Source organism: Pantoea wallisii, assembly GCF_002095485.1.
Classification (GTDB): domain Bacteria; phylum Pseudomonadota; class Gammaproteobacteria; order Enterobacterales; family Enterobacteriaceae; genus Pantoea; species Pantoea wallisii.
Genome location: NZ_MLFS01000012.1, coordinates 44,516 through 69,924 on the forward strand (window position 1 = coordinate 44,516; position 25,409 = coordinate 69,924).

The following is a 25,409-nucleotide window of genomic DNA, read 5'->3' on the forward strand; positions in this document are numbered from 1 at the left end:
GGTCGCGTGACCGGGCAAAATCATCAAGGCCAGCGCTGCTGGCCTTTGTTTTATCTGAATTTCAGGCAAAAAAAAGCCCATCACAGGGGATGGGCAAAGACTACACACAGCAATTCTTCACTTTACTCAGGGGAAAAAGGTTGTTTAAAAATCAGTAGCTTGATCTCAAACATAGGGAACATGTTATTCACCGCCGCCGCTGGCGTCTTTAAGAATCCTCTTATTAGTTTAAAGCTGATAATCTTTTCCAGGCTTTTTTTACCGCTCCACCCGACAATTCAGTATGAAAAATAATCATTAGAACCATGGAACGGGCCGGAAGCGGGAAAAAGTGCGTTTTTTCTTAAAAATCACTAATGAAAAAAAACTGTTTGCCTGTGGAATTAAGTGGCGCTGGTTAACCGGCCTGAACGGATGGTTAAAAAACAGGCGGTTCAGAGAGGGTGTTGAGGTCGGTGGCAGAAGTGCCGTTGCCAGAAATCTGCTCTGTTTGTTGTGCCCGGCGGTTTTCTGGCGGCCCTGCGGGCCGCCACTACAGAGACAACAGTGATGCTTATGCGTAAGAAGCGGTGCCGTCGTGGCGCTCCGCGCGGCTTAGGGCAACTCCTCTTCGTGCTCGGCTAATGCTTCAATCGCGATCTCCGGATCGTCATCCGGTGCCGGTGCTTCATGCATCCACACGGAAACCAGGCGATAGGAGACAGCGAGGACCACCGGGCCAATAAACAGGCCAATCATGCCAAACGCAATCAATCCGCCGATAACACCGGAAAGAATCAGAATCATCGGTAAATCCGCGCCCATGCGGATCAGCATCGGGCGCAGCACATTGTCCAGCGTACCGACTACGCAGCTCCAGACGAGCAACACCGTTCCCCAGGTGGTGTCGCCGCTCCAGTAGAGCCAGATAATGGCCGGTACCAGCACCACCAGCGGCCCCAGCTGTACCAGGCAGGTCAGAATCATCAACACGGTTAACAGGGTTGCATAGGGAATACCGGAGATCGCCAGCCCAATCCCCCCCAGCACACCCTGAACCAGCGCGGTCACCACCACGCCAAGCGCCACGGCACGAATAGCCTGGCCGGCCAGCAGTACTGCGGCATCACCACGCCGACCACCCATGCGGTAGGCGAAGTGTCGAATGCCGTGGCCCACCTGCTCACCGCGCCAGTAGAGCAGCACGCTAAACAGCAGCATCAAACCGAGATGCAGCATAAAGCGGCCAAAGTGGCCGGCCTGCGCGACAAAGAAGCCGGTCGTGCGCCCGATGTAGGGCTGCACCTGACGCATAATGCTGAACCGCCACCGTCAACCAGCTTGTGATAACTGCTATAGAGCTTGTGACCGGCAAACGGAATCTCACGCAGCCAGAGCAGGTCTGGCAGAATCAGATGGCGCTGAGTAGCCCAAGCGATCACCGGGGCGCTGTTATCGATCAAACTGCTTACCAGCAGCGCAATCGGAATAATAAACAGCAGCAGCAGTAAAAAGGTCATGGCGATAACCGCCAGCGAGCGTCGTCCCCACAACAGGTGCTGCAAACGAATCATCAGTGGCCAGGTTGCGATCACCACCATGCTGGCCCAGGCAAAGCCCAGGATAAAGGGCTGCACAACCCACAGGCAGGCGATAATCATCAGCAGGATGAACATCAGCGAGAACAACATTTGCGGTAAATCCATACCACGATGCAGGCTTTTCATAACGGCGTAGTAACCTCGAGTAATCCTTCATGAAGCGGCGCGAAACGCCGTCACAATGATGATCTATTTCCTGACGATTAAACAGAAAAAGCAGCGCAGCCGATGGCTTTCCTGGAAAAAACAGCGTGTGAAAGAAAAATATGATAAAACCAGAGGCTGAAAAAATTAACGACGCAAACGTTTACAACATCCCGGTCACGAAATAATGATCCCACAGATTTCCCAGGCACCCGGCCTCGTTCAGCTGGTGCTGACATTCCTGCAGTCATTGAAAGCACAAGGTTTTACCGGCGATACCGCCACCAGCTATGCCGATCGTCTTTCGCTCTCCACCGATAACAGTATCTATCAGCTGCTGCCGGATGCTGCCCTGTTTCCACGCTCCACGGCCGATGTGGCGCTGATTGCCCGACTGGCCGGAGAAGCGCGCTTTAATAGCCTGGTGTTTACCCCGCGCGGCGGCGGTACGGGCACCAACGGGCAGTCGCTCAACCAGGGTATCGTGGTGGATATGTCGCGTTACATGAACCGTATCCTGGAGATCAATACCGAGCAGGGCTGGGTGCGGGTTGAAGCGGGCGTGGTAAAAGATCAGCTGAACGCCTGGCTCAAGCCGTATGGCTTCTTCTTTTCACCGGAGCTCTCCACCAGCAACCGCGCCACGCTGGGCGGTATGATTAATACGGACGCCTCCGGGCAGGGCTCGCTGGTTTACGGCAAAACCTCCGATCACGTCGAAGGGTTGCGCGCGGTTCTGCTGGGCGGTGATATTCTGGATACCCGCGCGATGCCGACCGCGCTGGCCGAACAGCTGGCCGGCACGCCAACGCCTGAGGGCCGCATCTATAAAACGGTGCTTAATTGCTGCCGCGACCGGCGCGCGCTGATTCTGGAGAAGTTTCCCAAACTTAACCGCTTCCTGACGGGTTATGACCTGCGACATGTGTTCAGCGACGATCTGCAAACCTTCGATCTGACGCGCCTGTTGTGTGGCGCTGAAGGGACGCTGGCCTTTATCACGGAGGCGCGGCTGGATATTACGCCGATCCCTAAAGTGCGCCGTCTGGTTAACATTAAATATGACTCTTTTGACTCCGCGCTGCGCAATGCACCCTTTATGGTGGAAGCGCGGGCGCTGTCGGTGGAGACCGTGGATTCCAAAGTCCTTAACCTGGCACGCGAAGATATTGTCTGGCACTCGGTTAAGGCGCTGATAACGGACGTACCGGACAAAGAGATGCTCGGCCTGAATATTGTTGAATTTGCCGGCGATGATGCTGCGCTTATTGAACAGCAGGTCAGCAGCCTGTGCGCGCGTCTTGATGAGTTAATGGCGCAGCACGCCGGTGGCGTCATCGGCTACCAGCTGTGTAACGATCTGGCCGGCATTGAGCGCATCTACAACATGCGTAAGAAAGCGGTGGGGCTACTCGGCAACGCCAAAGGGCGCGCCAAACCAATCCCCTTTGTGGAAGATACCGCCGTGCCGCCCGAGCAGCTGGCGGACTACATCGTCGATTTTCGCGCGCTGCTCGACAGTCACGGCCTGAGCTACGGCATGTTTGGCCACGTTGATGCGGGCGTGCTGCATGTACGGCCGGCGCTGGATATGTGCGATCCGCAGCAGGAGCTGCTGATGAAGCAGATCTCCGACGAAGTGGTGGCGCTGACGGCCCGCTATGGCGGATTGCTGTGGGGCGAGCATGGCAAAGGCTTCCGCGCGCAGTACAGCCCGGCATTCTTTGGCGAAACGCTGTTCAATGAGCTGCGTCGTATTAAAGCGGCTTTCGATCCGGATAACCGCCTGAACCCGGGCAAAATCTGTACGCCATCAGGCAGCAATGAGCCGATGATGCAGGTTGATGCGGTGAAACGCGGCACCTGGGATCGCCAGATTCCGCTCACGGTGCGCAACGCCTGGCGTGGCGCAATGGAGTGTAACGGCAACGGTCTGTGCTTTAACTTTGATGTGCGCAGTCCGATGTGCCCCTCGATGAAGATTACCGGCGACCGTATCCACTCACCAAAAGGGCGCGCGACGCTGACGCGTGAATGGCTGCGTTTGCTGTCGGAGCAGGGCGTTGATCCGGTGCAGCTGGAGCAGGCGCTTCCCGCGCAGGGCACCAGCCTGCGTGCGCTGATCCAGCGTACGCGTAACTCCTGGCACGCCAGACAGGGCGAATATGACTTCTCGCATGAAGTTAAAGAGGCGATGTCCGGCTGCCTGGCGTGCAAGGCCTGCTCAACGCAGTGTCCGATCAAGATTGATGTGCCTAACTTCCGTTCGCGCTTTCTGCAGCTGTACCACACGCGCTATCTGCGCCCGGTGAGCGATCACCTGGTGGCAACGGTGGAGAGCTATGCGCCGCTGATGGCAAAAGCGCCGAAAGTTTTCAACTTCTTCCTGAAGCAGCCGTGGATGCGCGATCTCAGTAAAAAGTACATTGGCATGGTCGATCTGCCGCTGCTCTCCTCGCCAGGTCTGAAGCAGCAGCTCAGCGGGCATCCGGCCATGAGCCTGACACTGGAGCAGCTGGAAGCCATGGAGAGTACGCAGCGTCAGCAGTGTGTGCTGGTGGTACAGGATCCGTTTACCAGCTATTACGAAGCGCAACTGGTGACCGACTTCGTCAGATTGATTGAAAAACTTGGCTATCGGCCCGTGCTGCTGCCGTTCTCACCCAATGGCAAGGCTCAGCATGTAAAAGGTTTCCTGCAGCGCTTTGCCCGCACCGCCAGTAAAACTGCAGAGATGCTGAACCGCGTGGCGAAACTGGGCATGCCGCTGGTAGGGATCGATCCGGCCACCGTGCTCTGTTATCGCGACGAATACCAGCAGGTGTTGGGCGAGCAGCGCGGCGAGTTTAACGTACAGCTGGTGCATGAGTGGCTTCAGAGCGTGCTGGCTGACAGAAGTGAACAGACCCCCGGCGGTGAAGCCTGGTATCTGTTTGCGCACTGTACCGAAGTGACGGCGCTGCCGTCGACGCCCGATCAGTGGCGGGCGATCTTTGCACGCTTCGGGGCGAAGCTGGAGAACATTAACGTGGGCTGCTGTGGTATGGCCGGAACCTACGGGCACGAGAGTAAAAACCTGGAGAACTCGCTGGGAATTTACGCGCTGTCGTGGCATCCACAGCTGCAGAAGTTGCCGCGTCAACGCTGTCTGGCGACCGGTTTCTCCTGTCGCAGCCAGGTGAAACGCGCAGAGGGCAATGGCATGCGCCATCCGCTGCAGGCGTTACTTGAATTGATGTAAACAAATTGTAGGAGCCGTCACAAAGCTGGATTAGAATATCCAGCCTGCGTGGCGGACGAAATCACTTTGCAGGCGGGTTGCCTGGTCCCAGTCGCCGCTGAGCGCCAGTTGATGACATAAACGGGTCAGCGACAGGCGCGCCAGCTGGTAGGCCTGAATGCGAAACAGACGATCGCGATCGGCATTACCCATCTCCTGCACGAGGCGGTGATGGAGCTTGCCCATGGCGTGCAGGTAGCTCTGATCGTCTCCGTTCAGTTCGCAGATTTCTGCCATATCGAGGCAGGTGTCGTTAAAGCGGCGCAGCTGTTCGAGGGTACAATCGGTGCGGTTGAGCTTTGCCTGAGCCATATAGAAGTCAACGGTGATATCGCGCACCGAAAACTTATATTCATCGATTTTATGTTGTAACCAGGCTGAGACGGTAAGCGTCATATCGCCACCTTAATAGGTTAATGATAATCATTATCATATTAAACCGCGTCAGGAATGCAATTCCCGCGGTGAAATTTTATTGATTTTCTTCACCTGTTACTAAAATCGGCAATAACAATCTCTTTACATCCTGAAAAGGCGTAACCTATCAATCAGGATGAAAACGTAAAATGAATTTATAAAATTTTACTGTTTTTGAACAGGTTACGCAGGGCAGATGCGGCAGGGAATCGCCCGCGCAGAGAGAAGATAAGGGACTATGCTTAAGAAAGCAGCAGTAAAAAATAGCACGCGATGATTATCCCTGCAAAACAAGAGGTTGAAGTGATATCTGATATCACTACCATAGGGGGATAGCCTGAAAAGGCCCAGACTTACGAGGTAACACTATGTCATCAGTAAATGCAGCGTCTTTTTCACCCGATGATTTCGTCTGGAAAGGGCTCACGCTGACCGAGTCAGCGGCGAAACAGATTCTTAGCCTGGTTGAGCAGGACCCGGAAGTAAAGGGGCTGAAACTGGGTGTGAAGCAGTCCGGCTGTGCCGGTTTTGGCTACGTCATGGACCTGGTGAAAGAGCCTGCCGATGACGACCTGCAGTTCGAGCAGTTTGGCGCAAAACTCTTTGTGCCGCTTCAGGCCATGCCGTTTGTTGACGGTACCGAGCTGGATTATGTCCGCGAAGGCCTGAACCAGATTTTTAAATTCAACAACCCTAAAGCTCAGCACGCCTGCGGGTGCGGTGAAAGCTTTGGCGTCGAGTAAGTGAAATATGTCACGACACAGCGAAGCATCTGATGATGTACAAACGTGGGAAGGCAGCCTGAACTACAAAGAGGGCTTCTTTACCCAGTTGCAAACCGACGAACTGGCGCATGGCATCAATGAAGATGTGGTGCGCGCGATCTCGGCCAAACGTAACGAACCTGAGTGGATGCTGGAGTTCCGTCTCAAGGCTTTCCGGGCCTGGTTAGAGATGGAAGAGCCGCACTGGCTGAAAGCGCACTATGACAAGCTGGACTATCAGGATTACAGCTACTACTCCGCGCCCTCCTGCGGCAACTGTGATGACAGCTGCGCTTCCGAGCCAGGTGCTACACAAACCTCAGGCAGCGTGGCCTCCAGCGACTATCTGACCAAAGAAGTGGAAGACGCCTTCAATCAGTTGGGTGTACCGGTACGTGAAGGCCGGGAAGTTGCCGTTGATGCTATCTTTGACTCCGTTTCAGTCTCCACAACCTATCGTGACAAGCTGGCCGAGCAGGGCATCATCTTCTGCTCCTTTGGTGAGGCGATTCACGATCACCCGGAGCTGGTGCAGAAGTATCTCGGTACGGTTGTGCCGCACAACGACAACTTCTTCGCTGCGCTCAACTCAGCGGTGGCTTCTGATGGCACCTTCGTTTACATCCCGAAAGGGGTGCACTGCCCTATGGAGCTGTCCACATATTTCCGCATCAACGCGGCAAAAACCGGCCAGTTCGAACGCACCATCCTGATCGCCGATGAAGACAGCTACGTAAGCTATATCGAAGGTTGCTCAGCGCCTGTGCGCGACACCTATCAGCTGCACGCGGCGGTGGTGGAAGTCATTATTCACAAAAACGCCGAAGTGAAATACTCCACCGTACAGAACTGGTTCCCGGGTGGCGAAGGCGAGGGCGGTATCCTCAACTTCGTAACCAAGCGTGCCCTGTGCGAAGGCGACCACAGTAAAATGTCGTGGACCCAGTCTGAGACCGGTTCAGCGATCACCTGGAAATACCCGAGCTGTATCCTGCGCGGTGACTACTCAGTAGGTGAATTCTACTCGGTGGCACTTACCAGCGGACGCCAGCAGGCTGATACCGGCACCAAGATGATCCACATTGGTAAAAACACCAAGTCGACCATCATCTCTAAAGGTATTTCAGCCGGTAAGAGCCAGAACACCTATCGTGGTCTGGTGAAGATCATGCCGACGGCGACCAACGCGCGTAACTTCACCCAGTGTGACTCGATGCTGATTGGCCCGGATTGCGGTGCGCACACGTTCCCGTATGTGGAAACGCGTAATAACAGCGCACAGCTGGAGCACGAAGCCACCACCTCACGTATTGGCGAAGATCAGATGTTCTACTGCCTGCAGCGCGGCATTAGCGAAGAAGATGCGATCTCAATGATCGTGAACGGCTTCTGTAAAGACGTTTTCTCCGAGCTGCCACTGGAATTCGCCGTGGAAGCGCAAAAACTGTTAGCTATCAGCCTTGAGCACAGTGTCGGCTGATGCCACACGCGTTGCCGGAAGCAATGTGAAGGAAAGAGTATGTTAAGCATTAAAGATTTACAGGTTAGCGTTGAAGACAAAGAGATTTTGCGCGGTCTGAACCTCGAAGTGAAGCCGGGCGAAGTGCATGCCATTATGGGACCGAACGGTTCTGGCAAAAGTACGCTGTCTGCCACGCTGGCCGGCCGTGAAGATTATGAGATCACCGGCGGTTCTGTATCTTTCAAAGGCAAAGATCTGCTGGAGCTGGAGCCGGAAGAGCGTGCCGGTGAAGGCATCTTCATGGCGTTCCAGTATCCGGTGGAGATTCCGGGCGTCAGCAATCAGTTCTTCCTGCAAACCTCTGTGAACGCGGTACGTAAATACCGTGCGCAGGAGGAGCTGGACCGTTTTGACTTCCAGGACTTCATCGAAGACAAAATTAAGCTGCTGAAGATGCCAGAAGACTTGCTGACTCGTTCGGTCAACGTTGGCTTCTCCGGTGGTGAGAAGAAGCGTAACGACATCCTGCAGATGGCCGCGCTGGAGCCAGAGCTGTGCATTCTGGATGAGACCGATTCGGGTCTGGATATCGATGCGCTGAAGATCGTTGCCGAGGGCGTTAACAGCCTGCGCGACGGCAAGCGTTCGTTCATTATTGTTACGCACTACCAGCGCATCCTGGATTACATCAAGCCGGATCACGTCCACGTGCTGTATCAGGGCAAAATCGTGAAGTCTGGCGACTTTACGCTGGTGAAACAGCTGGAGGAGCAAGGCTATGGCTGGCTTACCGACCAGGAGTGATAATGCGCTGCAACAGTGGCACCACCTGTTTGAGTCGCGCGGTGAAGCGCGCTCTCTGCAGGCACAGCAGCACTGGCAGCAGCTGATGCGCCTCGGCTTGCCTACCCGCAAGCATGAGAACTGGAAATACACCTCGCTGGATACGCTGCTGGCGAAGCAGTTTGTCCTGCCGACGGAGAGCAGCGTAACGGCTGAGCAGGTTGACGCGCTGGCGCTGCCGCTGGATGCCATTCGCCTGGTGTTTGTTGATGGCCGCTTTCAGCCGGCGTTGAGCACGCGCGACACTGAACTGTTTGAGGTTCAGCACAGCCGTGCCGCCGAACGCCGTCCACTGCCGTCACCGGTTCAGCCGGAAGTGTTTCTGCATCTGACCGAGAGCCTGGCAGAAGAGGTCACCACGCTGCGCCTGGCGCGCGGTAAATCGGCGGCACGTCCGCTCTATTTGCTGCACATCACCAGCGGCCAGGCGGATGCGTTGAACACCGTGCACCATCGCCATCATCTGGAGCTGGAGCAGAGCGCTGAAGCTGAAGTGATTGAGCACTACGTCACGCTGAACGGCGCGGCGCACTTTACCGGCGCACGCTTTACGTTTGCCGTGGCTGACAACGCGCAGCTGAAGCACATCAAGCTGGCGTTTGAAGAGAGCAGCAGCTACCACTTCGCCCATAACGATATCGTTATTGGCCGTGATGCGCAGGTCAGCAGCACCAGCTTCCTGCTGGGCGCCGGTTTGTCACGCCACAATACCAGCGTGCAGCTCAACGGTGAGAATACGCAGCTTTCACTGAACAGCCTGGTCCTGCCGGTGGGCTCAGAGGTGGCGGATACCCGCAGCTATCTGGAGCACAACAAGGGCTACTGCCTGAGCCGTCAGCTGCATAAAACCATCTCTCGCGACAAAGGGCGTTCCGTGTTCAATGGCCACATTAAAGTGGCCCAGCATGCGCTGAAAACCGACGGACAGATGACCAACAACAATCTGTTGCTGGGTCGCCTGGCGGAAGTGGACACTAAGCCGCAGCTGGAGATCTACGCGGATGACGTGAAGTGCAGCCACGGTGCGACCATTGGCCGTATCGACGACGAGCAGATGTTCTACCTGCGCTCACGCGGTATTGCCGAAGATGCCGCGCAGCAGATGATCATCCATGCGTTTGCGGCTGAACTGACCGAAGCGCTGGATGATGAAACGCTGCGTCAGACCGTGCTGCAACGCATCACTGACCGTTTCCCTGGAGTTGAGTCATGAGTTTCGATCCCGAACGAGTCAGAGCGGATTTTCCGATTCTGAGTCGTGAGGTCAACGGACACCCGCTGGCCTACCTGGATAGCGCGGCCAGCGCGCAGCGTCCGCTCGCCGTGATCAATGCGGAGAGTCACTTTTATCAGTACGGCTATGCAGCCGTACACCGTGGCATCCACTCGCTAAGTGCGCAGGCTACTACCGACATGGAGAACGTGCGCGCGCAGGCGGCACGTTTCCTGAATGCCCCTTCAGCAGAAGAGATTATCTTCGTTAAAGGCACGACGGAAGGCATCAACCTGGTGGCGAATAGCTGGGGCGGCAGTCAGCTGCAGCCGGGCGATAACCTGATCATCACCGAGATGGAGCACCACGCCAACATCGTGCCGTGGCAGATGGTGGCGGAGCGTACGGGCGCGGAAATCCGCGTACTGCCGCTAAACGACAACGGTGAGCTGGCGCTTGAGCAGCTGGCCGGCCTGATCGATAGCCGGACGCGCCTGCTGGCCGTTACCCACGTCTCAAACGTGCTGGGCACGGTCAATCCGGTCAAAGCGATTGTGGCGCAGGCCAAAGCGGCAGGCGTGTTAACGCTGATTGATGGCGCGCAGGCGGTCATGCATCACGCCGTTGACGTGCAGGATATCGACTGCGATTTCTATGTCTTCTCGGGCCATAAGATCTATGGACCCAACGGCACTGGCGTGCTGTATGCGCGTAAAGCGCTGCAGGAGATCATGCCACCGTGGGAAGGTGGCGGTTCGATGATTGCGCAGGTCCTCCTGCCCACCGGCACCACCTGGAACACCACACCGTGGCGCTTTGAGGCGGGTACGCCAAACACCGGCGGCATTATCGGTCTGGGCGCGGCACTGACGTGGATCAGCGAACTCGGTCTGGACGCTATTCATCAGCGCGAAAGTCAGCTGATGCGCTATGCGCTGGATAAACTGGCTTCCGTACCGGATATTGAAATTTATGGCCCGGCCGCACGCAGCGGTGTGATCGCCTTTAACCTGGGGAAACACCACGCATTTGACGTGGGCAGCTTCCTCGACCAGTACGGTATCGCGATTCGTACCGGGCACCACTGTGCCATGCCGCTGATGCGCCACTATGCGGTACCGGCGATGTGCCGTGCCTCTTTCGCGCTCTATAACACCGAAGAAGAGGCCGACCGTCTGGCTGCCGGCCTGACGCGTATTCATCGTCTGCTCGGCGGTTAAGCAGATTTCAGGAGTTATCGATGGCAAATTTGCCAGACAAAGAGAAACTGGTGCGCAACTTTAACCGTTGCGCCAACTGGGAAGAGAAGTACCTCTACATCATTGAACTTGGGGCAAAATTGCCAGAATCCTCTGAAAGCTTGCACCAGCCGGAATATGTGATTTCCGGTTGTCAGAGCCAGGTCTGGATCCGGATGACCCCGCAGTCAGACAGCACCATCGCCTTTGAGGGTGACAGCGATGCTGCCATTGTTAAAGGCTTGATTGCAGTAGTTTTTAGCCTGTATCAGGGGCTCAAGCCCGCCGAAATTCTTGCGCTCGATGTTGGCCACTGGTTCGGTGAACTGGCGCTGACCCAGCACCTCACCCCCTCGCGTTCGCAGGGGCTTGAAGCGATGATTCGCGCAATCCGTCATAACGCACAGTCCCTCAGCTAAGTTACACTCTCCAGACCCCGGCTCGACCGGGGTTTGTTCCCTCCGACAAAGAGAATATTGCATGAAACCAGCGTTACGTTTAGCCGGTGCATTGCTGTTGTCCTGCTTCGGACTGTCTGCACCTGTGTTTGCCACGGAATACCCTCTGCCAGCTGATAACAGCCGTTTAATTGGCGAAAATACCCTGACCACCGTAGCGGACGACAAACGGCCGCTGGAGTACATAGCGGCACGCTACAAGACAGGCATGCTTGGCATGCTGGAGGCGAATCCCGGCGTGGATCCCTGGCTGCCTAAAGCCGGTACCCAACTGACCGTGCCGCTGCAGATGCTGCTGCCGGATGCGCCGCGTGAAGGCATTGTGGTGAATCTGGCGGAGCTACGCCTCTACTACTATCCGAAAGGGGAGAATCGTGTGGTAGTCTACCCGATTGGTATTGGCCAGCTGGGCGCCGCCACGCCGAACATGGTCACCCGCATCAGTCAGAAGATCCCCAATCCTACCTGGACACCGACCGCCAATATTCGTAAACGCTATGCCAAAGAGGGCATTACGCTGCCAGGCGTGGTGCCGGCCGGGCCGGATAACCCGATGGGGCAGTTTGCACTGCGTCTGGCACGCGGAACCGGGCAGTATTTGATCCACGGGACCAATGCTGACTTTGGGATTGGCATGCGCGTCAGCTCAGGCTGTATTCGCCTGCGCCCGGAGGATATCGAAGCGCTGTTTAACAGTGTGCCGCAGGGAACACGGGTGCAGATCATCAACCAGCCGATCAAATATGCCATCGAACCGGACGGGAAGCGCTATATCGAGGTACATCAGCCGCTCTCGCATACGGAGCAGGATGACCCGCAAACCATGTCGATTACGCTGAGCGGGCCACTCAAACGCTTCATGCAGAGCCCTGAAAGCGATACGGCGTTGATCAAGGCGGCGATAGCGCGCCGTGCAGGCATGCCGGTGCTGGTAAGCAGTGGTGAACCGGTCGGTGATGATACGGTACTACCTGCCGTATTACAGGAGGCGCAGGGCGGTCAGGCAACGATTTCACAGGCGATGGGAGCATCAGAGCAGGCGCCCTGATTCAGGGCCAGCAAAAAGCGCAGAATCAGGACAAAAAAAATGGTGCCACATGGGCACCATTTTTCAAACCAGAACTCTTACTTACGGTAAGAGTGAGCCTGGTTGTCCAGACGCTGGTTAGCACGAGCTGCGTCATCTTTAGCAGCCTGAACGTCAGAACGGATTGCGTTCACGTCGTTGCTCAGCTGATCAACTTTAGCGTTCAGAGTCTGAACGTCTGAAGACAGCTGGTCGATTTTAGCGTTGCTTGAGCAACCAGCCAGCAGAGTTGAACCCAGGATTACCGCGCCCAGTACCAGTTTAGTACGATTCATTATTTATACCCTCTAGATTGAGTTAATCTCCATGTAGCGTTACAAGTATTACACAAAGCTTTTTGAGTTGAGAATAAATTTTTGATGAGAACATGCTTAAATTTGATCGTTCGCTCAAAGAAGCAGCGTTTCGCAGAACATGATGAAAATATTTAGCTAAAACAGAGAGATTTAATCGGATTAACCTTAATCCTGCGGGATATTGAATAGTTATTATCGATTGGAAATTTCCGCTTTATGTATTAAGTGTGGAATAAAAAAAGCGCCCCGAAGGGCGCTTTTTAAATAATTATCGTGTCACGAATCAAAGTACGTGAACGGAGGCCGTATTGGTCGTTCCGCTTGGTACCAGGGCACCGGAAACCATAACCACAACATCGCCTTTTTGGGCATAGCCGCTCTCCAGCGCCATCTCTTTACCGATACGGTAGAAATCATCGGTGGAGGCGATCTCCGTCACCAGACGCGTTTCAATGCCTTTGCTGAGAATCAGCTGACGCGCCGTAGTTTGATTGGTGGTCAGCGCCAGGATGGTGGCATCCGGGAAGTATTTACGTACCGCCTTCGCCGATTTGCCGCCTTCAGTGGCAACCACAATGACCGGCGCTTCCAGTTTCTCAGCGGTCTCAACCGCACCACGACACACCGCTTCAGTGATACGCAGTTTGCGTGAGTCCTGCAGCTCATCGATGCGGGACTTCATCACGCGGTCTGTACGTTCACAGATGGTCGCCATGATGGTCACGGACTCCAGCGGGTATTTACCTTTGGCGCTCTCACCGGAGAGCATCACCGCATCGGTTCCGTCCAGAATGGCGTTTGCCACGTCACCGGCTTCCGCGCGGGTAGGGCGTGGATTCTTGATCATGGAATCCAGCATCTGCGTCGCGGTTATGACCACTTTGCGTGCTTTATTACACTTCTTGATCATCATCTTCTGCGCGAAGATAACCTCTTCAACCGGGATCTCAACGCCGAGATCGCCGCGCGCCACCATGATGCCATCCGATGCTTCGAGAATTTCGTCGAAGTTGTTCAGGCCTTCCTGGTTTTCGATTTTGGAGATGATCTGAATATTCTCACCGCCGTGGGCTTTCAGATGCTCACGGATCTCCAGCACGTCGGAACGCTTACGGATAAAGGAGGCCGCAACAAAATCAACGCCTTGTTCGCAACCGAAAATCAGGTCGCGCTTATCTTTTTCAGCCAGCGCCGGCAGCTGGATAGAGACGCCAGGCAGGTTAACGCCCTTATTCTCACCGAGATCGCCATTGTTCAGGACAGTACAGACCACGGTGTTTTCCGTCACCTCAGTGACCTGCATACCAATCAGGCCATCGTCGACCAGAACGGTGTTGCCGATCTTCAGATCTTCGGTAAAGCCGGCATAGGTTACGGCCACGCGCTCATTGTTGCCGATGACTGACTGATCGGTAGTGAAGGTAAAGGTCTGACCGGCTTTCAGCGCCACGTCATTGCCGCCTTCCAGCTTCATGGTGCGGATTTCCGGACCTTTAGTGTCCAGCAGAATCGCGGCCTGGCGACCGGTTTTTTCCATGACGGCACGCATGTTAGTGATGCGCTGACCATGTTCGGCATAATCCCCGTGAGAGAAGTTCAGGCGCATGACGTTCATGCCAGCTTCCAGCAGTTGAGTCAGCATCTCTTCGGATTCGGTTTTAGGACCGATAGTACAAACGATCTTGGTCTTTTTCATGTCAGATTTCTGTAAGTTGTGATGGATGATAAAGGTCGGAATTCGATGCGCAGAGCACCGAAGTGAAAATGTGTATGGTGTTGGTTCGGATCGTACAGAAGTAAGAATAGGTGACGAAGGCTGAGCGTGCAGAGAAGTTATGCGGAACGCGGGAGAACCGGTTCGACGGCGTTGCGCAAATCTTTTGAGTTATTGGCATAGGCACGTTAGCGCTGAAACCTTTCAGGTGGAACAACGCGGCATAGTATAGTCGCTAAGTATGCGAAAACCAATACAAAAGCAGAGTGAGAAAATCGACCCAGATCAAGAAAAGCGCGTTTGCGCAAGGGAGAGAAAAGCAAAAGTGGTGCGCTCTAATGGACTCGAACCATCGACCCCCACCATGTCAAGGTGGTGCTCTAACCAACTGAGCTAAGAGCGCATTACAGATATTGGTGCGTCCGAGTGGACTCGAACCACCGACCCCCACCATGTCAAGGTGGTGCTCTAACCAACTGAGCTACGGACGCACTTGGTGCGCTCTAATGGACTCGAACCATCGACCCCCACCATGTCAAGGTGGTGCTCTAACCAACTGAGCTAAGAGCGCAACATGCTGTCGGGCGACAGCGGGGACGAATATTAACGGCAGGCCGTGTGGCTGGCAAGGGGAAAAAACGTTTTTCCCCTGTGACTGAGCAGCAACTGTGCTATGCGTCGGTTTTTTAGGCGTTGCGGGCCAAATAAAAGCCCGCTCAGCCACTTAGCGCGCTGCGCGCGTCAGAATCACCTGTGCCGGTAAACGCTGCAGGCGACGAATGCGCCAGAGCATCATGATGGCTGCCGAGGTCAGGCCAACGATGAAACCGCACCAGAAGCCGGCCGGCCCCAGCTGCGGCACCAGCCAGTCGGTGAGCGCCAGCACATAACCCACCGGCAGGCCCAGCACCCAATAAGCGATAAAGGTGATAAAGAAGATCGAACGCGTATCTTTATAGCCGCGCAGAATGCCACTGCCGATAACCTGAATCGAATCCGAGAACTGATAGATCGCCGCCAGCAGCATCAGCTGGGCCGCAAGGGTGATCACCTGCGGGTTGCTGGTATAAAGGGCAGCAATATCGTGACGAAACGTCACGGTAAACAGCGCGGTGAGCGCGGCCATACTGATGCCAACACCCTGACCGGTCCAGGCGGCAATGCGCGCCTGTTCGGCCGATCCTTGTCCAAGGCGATAACCGACGCGAATCGTGGTGGCAACGCCCAGCGAGAGCGGCAGAACAAACATCAGCGAACTGAAGTTCAGGGCGATCTGGTGGCCGGCCACGTTAACGATGCCCAGCGGCGACACCAGCAGCGCCACCACGGCAAACAGCGTAACTTCAAAGAACAGCGCCAGCGCGACCGGCAAACCGAGCGTAAATAAGCGCGTAAGAATGGCACGCGAGGGCGCCGACCAGCGCGTCTGCATGCGGATATCGCGCATGGCAGGCATGCGTTTCAGCCAGAAGCGCATCACGATGTACATCACCCAGTAGACCGAGGCGGTCGCCACGCCGCAGCCAACGCCGCCCAGCGCGGGCATGCCAAAGTGCCCGTAGATGAACACATAGTTGAGCGGAATATTGACCAGCAGCCCGAGGAAGCCCAGCAGCATCGCCGGTTTGGTTTTCGATAAACCTTCACACTGGTTACGCGCCACCTGGAAGAACAGGTAGCCTGGCGCGCCCCACAGCAAGGCATGCAGATAACCCTCCGCTTTAGCGGCCAGCTGCGGATCGATGTCGTGCATGGTGTGGATGAGATAGCCTGCGTTCCACAGCACCACCATAATCAGCACGGCCACCGCCGATGCCAGCCAGTAGCCCTGACGCACTTGTTCTGCGATGCGCTCGCGTCGTCCGGAGCCGTTGAGTTGCGCAACGGTAGGCGTCAAAGCCAGTAGCAGACCATGGCCAAACAGAATGGCGGGGAGCCAGATAGAGGTGCCGACAGCAACGGCGGCCATATCCGTGGCGCTCACCGCACCGGCCATTATGGTATCCACAAAACCCATCGCCGTCTGCGCCACCTGAGCAAGGATGACCGGGATCGCGAGGGCCAGCAATTGACGCGCTTCTGTTAAATACTTCTGCACGTATCACCTGCGTAATTAAAAAGAGAGTGGGGCGAAATCCCCAAAGAATGCGCGGCATAGTGTAGCCGCAGTGCTGCAATCCACCAAACTTTGATCGCATTTTGTAAAGCCATTTGTGTAAAGTTTGCACGCCGTCAAATTAAGCCGCGCCGGACAAGCTGTGATAAACTGGGGCAAACTTCGCAGAGGCTGAGATTATGTTTACCGGAATTGTGCAGGGCACGGCAGAGATTGTTGCCATTGAAGAAAAAGAGCTGTTTCGCACCCATATTGTGCGGTTACCTGAAGAGCTGCTGCCAGGGCTGGCGCTGGGCGCATCGGTCGCCCACAACGGTTGCTGCCTCACCGTGACGGCAATTGAGGGCGACCGCGTCAGCTTTGATCTGATAAAAGAGACGCTGCGCATCACCAACCTGGGTGAATTACAGGTGGGCGATATTGTGAATATCGAGCGGGCGGCAAAATTCAGCGATGAAATTGGCGGCCACTTAATGTCCGGGCATATTATGACCACGGCGGAAATCTGCAAAATTATCCAGTCCGAAAATAACCGTGAAGTGTGGTTTAAATTACAGGATGCCGCGCAGATCAAATATATTCTGCATAAAGGCTTTGTCGGTATCGACGGTATCAGCCTGACCGTGGGTGACGTCACCAAAAGCAAATTCTGCGTACACCTGATCCCGGAAACGCTGGAGCGTACCACGCTTGGCGCGAAGAAGCTGGGCCACAAGGTGAATATTGAGATCGATCCACATACTCAGGCAATTGTGGAGACGGTTGAGCGCGTACTGGCGCAGCGCGATGCCGCGGCGATGCTCTCTCAGGTGCAGCCAGATAGCGCTGAGTAACGCCCATAAAAAAGGCGCTCCCCGCGCCTTTTTTCATCTGCCTGACAGCTAGCGCGCCACGCGCAAACCGCCCTCTTTACCGCGGCTAAATACCACCTGCCACAGCTGAATATCACGCGCGCGAAACGCGCCCGCGCAGGCGTTAAGGTAGTAAGTAAACATACGTTTAAAGCGTTCACCGTACTTCTCAGCCAGCTGCGGCCATGCCGCCAGGAAGCGCTCATACCAGGCCATCAGCGTGGTGTCATAATCGGCACCGAAGTTATGCCAGTCTTCCATAATGAAGTGGGATTCGCTGGCATCAGCGATCTGGCGTACGGAGGGCAGGCACCCGTTGGGGAAGATATACTTATCGATCCAGGGGTCCACATTCATGTCGGTTTTGATGGCACCGATGGTGTGCAGCAAAAACAGGCCATCCGGTTTCAGGTTGCGATCGACAACGTCAAAATAGGTGGCGTAGTTTTTGGGTCCCACATGTTCAAACATGCCCACGGACACAATGCGGTCAAATTGCTGATCCAGATCGCGATAATCCTGCAGCAAAATGGTGACATCCAGCCCTTCACAGCGCTGCTGTGCCATTCGCTGCTGCTCGGCAGAGATGGTCACGCCGTGAACTTTCACGCCGTAGTGGCGCGCGGCATACTCAGCCAGGCCGCCCCAGCCGCAGCCGATGTCGAGCAAACTCATGCCCGGTTCAAGCTGCAGCTTACGGCAGATCATATCCAGCTTGGCCTGCTGTGCCAGCTCAAGCGAATCGGCCTCTTTCCAGTAGCCGCAGGAGTACTGCATAAAGGGATCGAGCATCAGTGCAAACAGATCATTGCCGAGGTCGTAATGCTCTTTTCCGACAATCCACGCACGCTTTTTCGACTGCAAATTGGTGAGACGCGCAGCGGCAATGCGCAGCGTATCTTTGAAATGGTGAGGCAGCTGCTGATCCAGATGATTTTTCAGCACCCGGTGGAAGAACATATCGAGACGTTCGCACTCCCACCAGCCGTCCATGTAACTTTCGCCGAGGCCCAGCGATCCCTCCTGCAGGACCCGTTTAAAAAAATCTGGATGCTTAACCTGAATATCCCAGGCGCGTGTGCCATTAATGCGGATATCCGCCCGCTCCAGTAACTCCTGAACGATGCGGTACCACTGGTTTTCTTCAAGGCTCACTTCTTCTATACACGATGAACTCATAGCTTCTCCATCACCTTTCCGATTTGAACCTGAGAAAAGAATAGTCAATTTCCCCAGGCCTGTGAGAGAACTCACGGATTATCCGTGCGCCATATATCCGACGTTTTACAGAGGCATGAATTTGAATAGAGATGTCTGGCCTGGCTTCACAGAGGAGAACCGCGCAGACGCCATCCCGGCGACAGGGTCGCTAAATGTTAAACTTTTTATGTTATTGATTTGTTGCAGAAATGCTGACCCACTGAGTATATGCTCACGTGGGTCAATATTCAACGGGTTATCGTTAGTTTGCTAACGATACGCGTTGCATCAGGAATTATCTTCGCAGGGACGAGAAAGGTGAGCAATATCACTTTGTGCGCTGGCCGCGCGCTGCCACAGGAAACCCGCCCAGGCCATAGCCACGGTCGCCACCATAACCAGCGTGGTGTGGTACAGCGCCTGCTGCAAACCCGAAGAGACGATTAGACTGGCGAGGAAGCATAAGCCAAGCTGCAGCAAATTTTGCAGCCCTGCGGCTTTACCGGTGGCTTGCGGAAACGGGGCCAGTGCGCTGGCGACAACAATAGGATAGATAGCACCATTCGCCAGCGCCATACCACAGAACGGCAGCAGCAGCGCAAACAGCGGGGGCGTGCTCATCAACGCGACGGTAAACAGGCTCACTATGCTCAGGCTATAGATAACCAGCAGCCACGGCAGCAGCTGCCCGCCCTGGAAACGGTTCAGAAGCGCGCGGCAGCCGAAGCCCCCAATCAGAAAAGCGATGGTCTGCGGAACATAGCTCAGCCCGATATCGGCCGGGCTCAATCCTGCCGCGGCCAGGATAAACGGTGAGCCGGTCAGCCACGCAAAAAAGCTGGCCGAACAGGCGGAGTAGATTAAGACGTTACCGCTGTAGGCTCGGGTGCCCAGCAGCGTAAGCCAGCCAGGCTGTGGCCCTTCTGCGCGATGCTGCTGTTTTGGCGCCGCGAGGCGCAGCGTCCCGATGAGCAGGATCACCGTGACCAGCGCCAGCACCAGAAAGATACTGCGCCAGTGAAAATGGCCCATCAGCCAGGCACCCAACAGCGGCGCCAGCGCCGGCGACAGCGCCACCAGCGGCATAATGGTCGCGAACACTTTGTTCGCCTGCGATTGAGGGTAGCGATCCACCACCAGCGCCTGCCAGCTCACGGCTGCTGCACACACGCCAACCGCCTGGATAAAACGCAGCGCCAGCATTAACCAGACACTATTTACCCAAAGCATCGCCAGGCAGCTCAGCGCGAAAATCGTTAAGCCCGCCAGCAGCACCGGCTTGCGGCCCCAGCGGTCTGACAGCAAACCCCATATGACCTGTGCACAGGCGAATCCGCCAAGAAACAGGCTCAGGCTGGCGCTGATGGTGCCGGGCGTGGTGGCAAAATCGCGCTGCATATCCCCAAACGCGGGCAGGTACATATCGGTGGCCAGAAAGCCGAGCATGCTCAGCACAGCGAGGTAGGGCAGAAATCCTTTTGACGACAACATGGTTTTTCTCATTCGGCAGGTTGAACGGCGGGCAGTGTAAAAGGGTGCAGGCGGCTTTGTGAAACGCTAATATTTGCAGAGTGCTATCAAATTTTTTGCAGGCAAAATAATGTGGTCTGAATATGCTTTAGAAGTTGTCGATGCCGTTGCGCGCACCGGCAGTTTTAGCGCTGCCGCGCAGGAGTTGCACCGTGTGCCTTCTGCTATCAGCTATACCGTTCGTCAGCTGGAGAGCTGGCTGGCGGTACCGCTCTTTGAACGGCAGCATCGCGAAGTAGTATTAACGCCTGCCGGTGAGCATTTTGTTCGCGAGGGGCGTTCTGTTATCAAAAAAATGCTGGCAACCCGTCGCCAGTGTCAGCAGCTGGCAAATGGCTGGCGCGGCCAGCTCAGTATCGCCGTCGACTGCATTGTCAAACCGCAGCGCACGCGCCAGTTGGTAAAAGATTTCTATCGCCATTTCCCTGACATGGAGCTGATCATCAGTTATGAGGTGTTCAACGGCGTGTGGGATGCCCTGGCGGACGGGCGCGTGGACGTGGCGATTGGCGCAACCCAGGCGATACCGGTCGGCGGACGCTTTGCCTTTCAGGATATGGGGGCGCTCAACTGGCGCTGCGTGGTCAGTCCTGAACACCCGCTGGCGCGCAGCGCACAGCTGGATGATGAGACACTGCGCGCCTGGCCATCGCTGGTGCTGGAAGATACCTCACGCGCGCTGCCGCGCCGCATGACCTGGACCCTGGATAATCAGCGACGTCTCGTGGTGCCGGAGTGGGAGACGGGGCTGGACTGCCTGCAGGCCGGATTGTGTATCGGCATGGTGCCGGGGCACCTGGCGCGTCCGCTACTGGATAGCGGCTTACTGACCGAGCTGCAGTTGCCGCAGCCGTTCCCGGAGAGCCCGTGCTGCGTCAGCTGGTCAGAGCAGCGCGCATCGCCGGCCCTGACGTGGCTGCTGGCCTATCTGGGTGAGGCGGATACGCTGAACCAGGAGTGGCTCAGCGAAGCCTGAGATTACCGGCGATAGTCGCGGAACGGACCATCAGCCACCGAGCGTCGCTCAATCAGCGTAGGCTGCACTTCAATGGTCTGCGGCTCTTCACGCTTACTGGTGATGCGGTCCAGCAGCATCTCCAGTGCTTTCTCGCCCAGCTGGGCTTTTGGCTGATGCACGGTCGTCAGCGCCGGGGTGAAGTACCGCGCGTTGCGCACGTTGTCATAACCAATCACGGAGATATCCTGTGGTACGCGCAGGCCCATTTCGTCAGCGGCGCAGATGGCCCCCATCGCCATGATATCACCGCCGCAGAATACCGCCGTGGGGCGCTGTTTCTGATTGAGGATCTGCTGCATCGCCTGATAGCCCGACTCTGGCTCAAAATCACCCTGTACAATCCACTCCGGGCGCACGCTAATCCCCGCTTCGTTCATCGCCTGTAAAAAGCCCGCATGGCGCCCGCCGCCGGTGTTGCGCTCCATCTGTCCGGGGATCGCCCCGATGTCGCGGTGGCCGCGCTCAATCAGATAACGGCCGGCAAGATATCCGCCGTGGAAGGCATTGTCCTGGACGGTGTCGGTGAAGTCACCGCGCGAAGCACCCCAGTCCATTACAACCATCGGGATGTTACGGTTCTCTTCCAGCATCTGCAGCAGGTCATCCGGGTACTCTGAGCACATCACCAGCAAGCCATCGACGCGCTTTTGCGCCATCATCGACAGATACGCCCGCTGCTTTTGCAGATCGTTGTGGGCGTTACCCAGAATTAACGTATAGCCGCGATCAAAGCAGTGATTCTCCACCGCTTCAATGATCTCCGCGAAATAGGGCGCTTCACTGGAGGTCGCCAACAGCCCCAGCGTTTTGGTGTGATTCACTTTCAGGCTGCGCGCGACCGCGCTGGGTGAATAGTGCAGTGCTTTAATCGCTTCCCATACGGCGTTACGCGTCTCTTCAGCGACAAAGCGCGTTTTGTTGATGACATGCGAAACCGTGGTGGTAGATACCCCGGCGCGTTTCGCCACATCTTTAATTGTTGCCATCTGAATGGTACTCCTGGGCTTATCGCAACTTACTGATAAGTATATTGTTAAACGTTTGCGTCCGCGAAGGGTTTTGTCCCCTGTCTTCCAGGGTAAATCTGCAAGGTATCGCAGTAAAAAACGCTTCAGCAGGCTGTCAATACAGCGTGCGCGAAACCTGTTGCGCAACGAAAGGCGGCGATTCTAGCAAGCCGGCGCGGATAACACGAGATTTTTGCCCATCGCTATGCGAAAATTATTTAACCCCAATAACTGTGTGACTAAGGAGCTGTGATGAGTACCGATCTGAAGCTGGCGCTAATGACTACCGCAGGTTCGCTGTTGATGATTATCGCGTTTAGTTTTACCGCCATTCTGCATTAATAAAAAAAGCCGGTGCTGCCAAAACAGCGACCGGCTTTTTTTGTTGCGCAACGTTTAGCGAATAGTTTTTGGCGTCATCATACGGCGCGCGCGACATAGTGTTTCTGCCAGTAATCTTCGCCCAGGGCGCTAATCTGAATGTCTTTGCCGGTACGCGGTGACTGAATGAATTTACCATTGCCAAGATAGACGCCAACGTGATCGGCAGTGCCGCGGTTATTGATGCGGAAGAACACCAGATCGCCTTTTTCCAGCATCTCACGCTTCACCGGTGAGGCATCACGCAGGTGGTACATCTCATTGGCCGTGCGCGGGAGTTTGAATTTCACCAGGTCTTTATAGGCGTACCAGACCAATCCACTACAGTCGAAGCCGGTATGAGGTGAGGTGCCGCCCCATTGATAGGGTTTCCCCAACTGGCCCATCAGTTTGGTCATCGCGGTTTCGCGTGCTTTCTGATAGCGCAGACGGTGCGACTTACTCATCTTAATGCCGGTGAAGCCCTGTGCGTCATCATCCGTCTCGCTTTTGGCTACCCGCTTCGCTACGCGCTGGTGGCCATATTTTTTGCTGCTGAGTTTGAGCGTGGCTTTACGGCTGGCGGCGGGCTGGCGAACGGTGTCTGTTTTCTGCTGCTTTTTCAGTTTGAATTTTTGTACAGAAGTCAGGCGCGATTTTTTTGCCGTGGTCTTAACCGGACGTCGCTTGCGGCGCTCATCATCGCGCGCGCTCTTTTTCTCTGCTTTTTGCAAGCTGGCATTAACAGGCGCATGCGGTGAAGCAGCAGCCACATTAAAAAACAGTTGGGCGAAAGCAGTATGAAGAGCGTAATCAGTAAACGCATAGTCCGGTTACAGGTTAAGCCGTCTGGTGAGAAACCAGGCCGCGTAAAGTTAGAAAAATCTGATCGTCAATCAGAGCCGAAGTGATTCTAATCCACTTTTTTTCCAAAGGGTAAGGCCTTTTTCTATTAATCTGTTACGGCACTGAATTTGTAGCGAAAATGAGCGATTTCAGCTGCTTAACACAGCGAAATTATTGCTAATTATTAATTGATTAACGCTTATTAATGATACGAAAATGTTATTTAGCAGCGAAAGACTTAACAAACATGGCGATCAGACGTGGCTGAAGCAAAATCCCGTTTTCAGTCGCGCGGCGAAGTCGCTACAATAAACAAACACGAAGTGAAAGATTAAGGAAGGCAAAAATGAGTACTGTTGAAAAAATTCAGCGCCAGATCGCAGAAAACCCGATTCTGTTATACATGAAAGGTTCGCCGAAACTGCCAAGCTGCGGTTTCTCTGCGCAGGCGGTTCAGGCGCTGTCTGCCTGTGGTGAGCGCTTCGCGTATGTCGATATCCTGCAGAACCCGGATATCCGTGCTGAATTACCTAAATACGCTAACTGGCCAACGTTCCCACAGCTGTGGTTGATGGTGAGCTGGTTGGCGGCTGCGACATCATCGTTGAGATGTTCCAGCGTGGCGAACTGCTGCCACTGATTAAAGAGACCGCAGAGAAGCATAAAGAAGCAGAATAAAGAAGCAGATGAGTGAAGAAGGCCGACGATCGTCGGCCTTCTCTTATTTTATCAGGCAGAGGCGTCGTCTTTTGCCGGCTCTTCACTCAGCGCCAGCGGCCAGCCGCCAAGGCGTTTCCAGCGATTAACCAGCTCACAAAACAGCGTAGCAGTCTGTTCGGTGTCATACAGCGCCGAGTGCGCCTGCGTACTGTCAAAATCCATGCCCGCCGCAATGCAGGCCTTCGCCAGCACCGTTTGTCCCAGTACCAGACCGCTTAATGCTGCGGTATCAAAAGTTGCAAATGGGTGGAAAGGGTTACGCTTCATGCCCACCCGTTCGGCAGCGGCCATCAGGAAACTGTGATCAAAGGTAGCATTGTGCGCCACGATAATCGCCCGGTTGCAGCCGCTCTCTTTTGTGCCCTTACGCACCATCTTAAAGATGGCGTGTAGCGCTTCATATTCACTTACCGCGCCGCGCAGCGGATTGGTCGGATCGATGCCGGTAAACGCCAGCGCATCGGGGTTCAGAATCGCGCCCTCGAACGGCTCTACATGGTAGTGCAGGGTCTCATCACGGTGCAGCCAGCCGTCCTCATCCATTTTTAAAGTGGTGGCGGCAATTTCCAGCAGCGCATCCGTTTGCGCATTAAAACCGGCGGTTTCTACGTCAATAACCACGGGATAAAAACCACGGAAGCGTTGATGAAGAGCGTTTAAGGCGTTCGATTCAGACATCAGGATCTCATAGCAATGAATGGGGCAGCGCGCATTATGGCAAAAATTGCGGGAGGGTGCAGCAGGAGAGAGGGAAGTCAGCCTGCAAAAGCGCAGGCTGACAAATGGCATCAATTGCCGAGGCCGTGACCGGCGTGTTTGTTCTCGATCAGCTCGATTTTGTAACCATCGGGATCTTCAACAAACGCAATGATGGTTGAGCCGCCTTTGACCGGGCCGGCTTCACGCGTAACGTTGCCACCTGCGCTGCGGATACGCTCGCAGGTCTCAGCGACGTTATCAACGCCCAGCGCAATGTGGCCGTATGCGTTGCCGAGGTCATAGTTGTCCACGCCCCAGTTGTAAGTCAGCTCAATCACCGCGCCTTCGCTCTCTTCGGTGTAGCCCACAAACGCCAGGGTGTATTTGTACTCGGTATTTTCGCTCTGACGCAGCACGCGCATGCCCAGCACGCGGGTGTAGAAATCAATGGAGCGTTGCAGATCGCCAACGCGTAACATGGTGTGGAGTAAACGCATAACTTCCTCTTTTTAAATCGTCAGGGAGTGACAAAACGCTAAGTATAGCGAGTAAATGCCCTGAAGAAA

Annotated in this window: 20 protein-coding genes, 3 tRNA genes, 1 other RNA gene and 3 pseudogenes; 12 read left to right on the forward strand and 15 right to left on the reverse strand. The window is 55.3% G+C overall.

The window, feature by feature from the left end:
• Window positions 1–65: 65 nt before the first annotated feature.
• Window positions 66–173: antisense sRNA RprA (gene rprA, locus HA48_RS06435), an RNA gene on the reverse strand.
• Between the two features lie 421 nt (window positions 174–594).
• Window positions 595–1,706: pseudogene (gene ydiK, locus HA48_RS06440) on the reverse strand (AI-2E family transporter YdiK).
• Window positions 1,707–1,911: 205 nt separating this feature from the next.
• Here ydiK and ydiJ point away from each other — a divergent pair.
• Window positions 1,912–4,965 (forward strand): D-2-hydroxyglutarate dehydrogenase YdiJ, encoded by a 3,054-nt coding sequence (gene ydiJ / locus HA48_RS06445; RefSeq protein WP_128600289.1) that lies wholly within the window; start codon window positions 1,912–1,914, stop codon window positions 4,963–4,965.
• Window positions 4,966–4,995: 30 nt separating this feature from the next.
• Here ydiJ and HA48_RS06450 read toward each other — a convergent pair whose 3' ends face one another.
• Window positions 4,996–5,400 (reverse strand): hypothetical protein, encoded by a 405-nt coding sequence (locus HA48_RS06450; protein ID WP_128600290.1) that lies wholly within the window; start codon window positions 5,398–5,400, stop codon window positions 4,996–4,998.
• Window positions 5,401–5,789: 389 nt separating this feature from the next.
• Here HA48_RS06450 and sufA point away from each other — a divergent pair, with 389 nt between their 5' ends.
• The 7 genes from sufA (at window position 5,790) to HA48_RS06485 (ending at window position 12,447) form a co-directional block, all read left to right on the forward strand.
• Window positions 5,790–6,164 carry a Fe-S cluster assembly scaffold SufA gene (gene sufA, locus HA48_RS06455; protein ID WP_128600291.1) on the forward strand — a complete coding sequence of 125 codons (375 nt, stop codon included), beginning with the start codon at window positions 5,790–5,792 and terminating at the stop codon, window positions 6,162–6,164.
• A gap of 7 nt (window positions 6,165–6,171) precedes the next feature.
• Complete coding sequence (sufB, locus tag HA48_RS06460; RefSeq protein WP_128600292.1) at window positions 6,172–7,665, forward strand: Fe-S cluster assembly protein SufB; 1,494 nt, start codon at window positions 6,172–6,174, stop codon at window positions 7,663–7,665.
• Between the two features lie 39 nt (window positions 7,666–7,704).
• Entirely contained in the window at window positions 7,705–8,451 is a 747-nt protein-coding gene (gene sufC, locus HA48_RS06465) for a Fe-S cluster assembly ATPase SufC (RefSeq protein ID WP_128600293.1), read from the forward strand.
• A complete protein-coding gene (gene sufD, locus HA48_RS06470; protein WP_128600294.1) occupies window positions 8,426–9,703 on the forward strand; it encodes a Fe-S cluster assembly protein SufD in 1,278 nt (425 codons plus the stop codon). The genes sufC and sufD overlap by 26 nt, the downstream gene beginning before the upstream one ends.
• Window positions 9,700–10,923, forward strand: coding sequence for a cysteine desulfurase SufS (sufS, locus tag HA48_RS06475; protein WP_128600295.1), 1,224 nt, complete (start codon window positions 9,700–9,702; stop codon window positions 10,921–10,923). The genes sufD and sufS overlap by 4 nt, the downstream gene beginning before the upstream one ends.
• 20 nt (window positions 10,924–10,943) lie before the next feature.
• Window positions 10,944–11,360 carry a cysteine desulfuration protein SufE gene (gene sufE, locus HA48_RS06480; RefSeq protein ID WP_128600296.1) on the forward strand — a complete coding sequence of 139 codons (417 nt, stop codon included), beginning with the start codon at window positions 10,944–10,946 and terminating at the stop codon, window positions 11,358–11,360.
• Window positions 11,361–11,421: 61 nt separating this feature from the next.
• Window positions 11,422–12,447 carry a L,D-transpeptidase family protein gene (locus HA48_RS06485; RefSeq protein ID WP_128600297.1) on the forward strand — a complete coding sequence of 342 codons (1,026 nt, stop codon included), beginning with the start codon at window positions 11,422–11,424 and terminating at the stop codon, window positions 12,445–12,447.
• Window positions 12,448–12,524: 77 nt separating this feature from the next.
• On the opposite strand, the gene HA48_RS06490 is transcribed toward HA48_RS06485, so the two are convergent.
• The 6 genes from HA48_RS06490 to HA48_RS06515 all read right to left on the reverse strand — a co-directional run bounded on the left by HA48_RS06490 (window position 12,525) and on the right by HA48_RS06515 (window position 16,594).
• Window positions 12,525–12,761 carry a major outer membrane lipoprotein gene (locus HA48_RS06490; protein WP_007374746.1) on the reverse strand — a complete coding sequence of 79 codons (237 nt, stop codon included), beginning with the start codon at window positions 12,759–12,761 and terminating at the stop codon, window positions 12,525–12,527.
• Between the two features lie 304 nt (window positions 12,762–13,065).
• Window positions 13,066–14,478: a pyruvate kinase PykF gene (gene pykF, locus HA48_RS06495; RefSeq protein ID WP_128600298.1), complete on the reverse strand. Its 1,413-nt coding sequence runs from the start codon at window positions 14,476–14,478 to the stop codon at window positions 13,066–13,068.
• A gap of 344 nt (window positions 14,479–14,822) precedes the next feature.
• A tRNA-Val gene (locus HA48_RS06500) sits at window positions 14,823–14,899 on the reverse strand.
• An 11-nt stretch (window positions 14,900–14,910) separates the two neighbouring features.
• A tRNA-Val gene (locus HA48_RS06505) sits at window positions 14,911–14,987 on the reverse strand.
• 3 nt (window positions 14,988–14,990) lie between these two features.
• A tRNA-Val gene (locus HA48_RS06510) sits at window positions 14,991–15,067 on the reverse strand.
• 153 nt (window positions 15,068–15,220) lie between these two features.
• Window positions 15,221–16,594: an MATE family efflux transporter gene (locus HA48_RS06515; RefSeq protein ID WP_128600299.1), complete on the reverse strand. Its 1,374-nt coding sequence runs from the start codon at window positions 16,592–16,594 to the stop codon at window positions 15,221–15,223.
• Window positions 16,595–16,791: 197 nt separating this feature from the next.
• On the opposite strand from HA48_RS06515, the gene HA48_RS06520 reads away from it, so the two are divergent.
• Complete coding sequence (locus HA48_RS06520; RefSeq protein WP_128600300.1) at window positions 16,792–17,445, forward strand: riboflavin synthase subunit alpha; 654 nt, start codon at window positions 16,792–16,794, stop codon at window positions 17,443–17,445.
• A gap of 48 nt (window positions 17,446–17,493) precedes the next feature.
• Here HA48_RS06520 and cfa read toward each other — a convergent pair whose 3' ends face one another.
• Window positions 17,494–18,642 (reverse strand): cyclopropane fatty acyl phospholipid synthase, encoded by a 1,149-nt coding sequence (gene cfa, locus HA48_RS06525; protein ID WP_128600301.1) that lies wholly within the window; start codon window positions 18,640–18,642, stop codon window positions 17,494–17,496.
• A gap of 309 nt (window positions 18,643–18,951) precedes the next feature.
• On the reverse strand, window positions 18,952–20,154 hold the full coding sequence (punC, locus tag HA48_RS06530; RefSeq protein ID WP_128600302.1) for a purine nucleoside transporter PunC: 1,203 nt from the start codon (window positions 20,152–20,154) through the stop codon (window positions 18,952–18,954).
• 109 nt (window positions 20,155–20,263) lie between these two features.
• Between punC and punR the strand changes: the two genes are divergently transcribed.
• Window positions 20,264–21,169, forward strand: a complete 906-nt coding sequence (gene punR, locus HA48_RS06535; protein ID WP_128600303.1) for a DNA-binding transcriptional activator PunR — start codon at window positions 20,264–20,266, stop codon at window positions 21,167–21,169.
• A 2-nt stretch (window positions 21,170–21,171) separates the two neighbouring features.
• Here the strand turns inward: punR and purR are convergent, their stop codons facing one another.
• On the reverse strand, window positions 21,172–22,197 hold the full coding sequence (gene purR / locus HA48_RS06540; RefSeq protein WP_128600304.1) for an HTH-type transcriptional repressor PurR: 1,026 nt from the start codon (window positions 22,195–22,197) through the stop codon (window positions 21,172–21,174).
• A 273-nt stretch (window positions 22,198–22,470) separates the two neighbouring features.
• Here purR and cydH point away from each other — a divergent pair, with 273 nt between their 5' ends.
• Window positions 22,471–22,560 carry a cytochrome bd-I oxidase subunit CydH gene (gene cydH / locus HA48_RS06545; protein WP_128600305.1) on the forward strand — a complete coding sequence of 30 codons (90 nt, stop codon included), beginning with the start codon at window positions 22,471–22,473 and terminating at the stop codon, window positions 22,558–22,560.
• 54 nt (window positions 22,561–22,614) lie between these two features.
• On the opposite strand, the pseudogene HA48_RS22780 reads toward cydH, so the two are convergent.
• Window positions 22,615–23,404: pseudogene (locus tag HA48_RS22780) on the reverse strand (C40 family peptidase).
• Between the two features lie 366 nt (window positions 23,405–23,770).
• On the opposite strand from HA48_RS22780, the pseudogene HA48_RS06555 reads away from it, so the two are divergent.
• A pseudogene (locus HA48_RS06555) lies at window positions 23,771–24,102 on the forward strand (Grx4 family monothiol glutaredoxin).
• 51 nt (window positions 24,103–24,153) lie between these two features.
• Here HA48_RS06555 and rnt read toward each other — a convergent pair.
• Both rnt and gloA read right to left on the reverse strand, forming a co-directional pair.
• On the reverse strand, window positions 24,154–24,822 hold the full coding sequence (rnt, locus tag HA48_RS06560; RefSeq protein WP_128600306.1) for a ribonuclease T: 669 nt from the start codon (window positions 24,820–24,822) through the stop codon (window positions 24,154–24,156).
• Window positions 24,823–24,932: 110 nt separating this feature from the next.
• Window positions 24,933–25,340: a lactoylglutathione lyase gene (gloA, locus tag HA48_RS06565; protein ID WP_128600307.1), complete on the reverse strand. Its 408-nt coding sequence runs from the start codon at window positions 25,338–25,340 to the stop codon at window positions 24,933–24,935.
• Window positions 25,341–25,409: the final 69 nt, after the last annotated feature.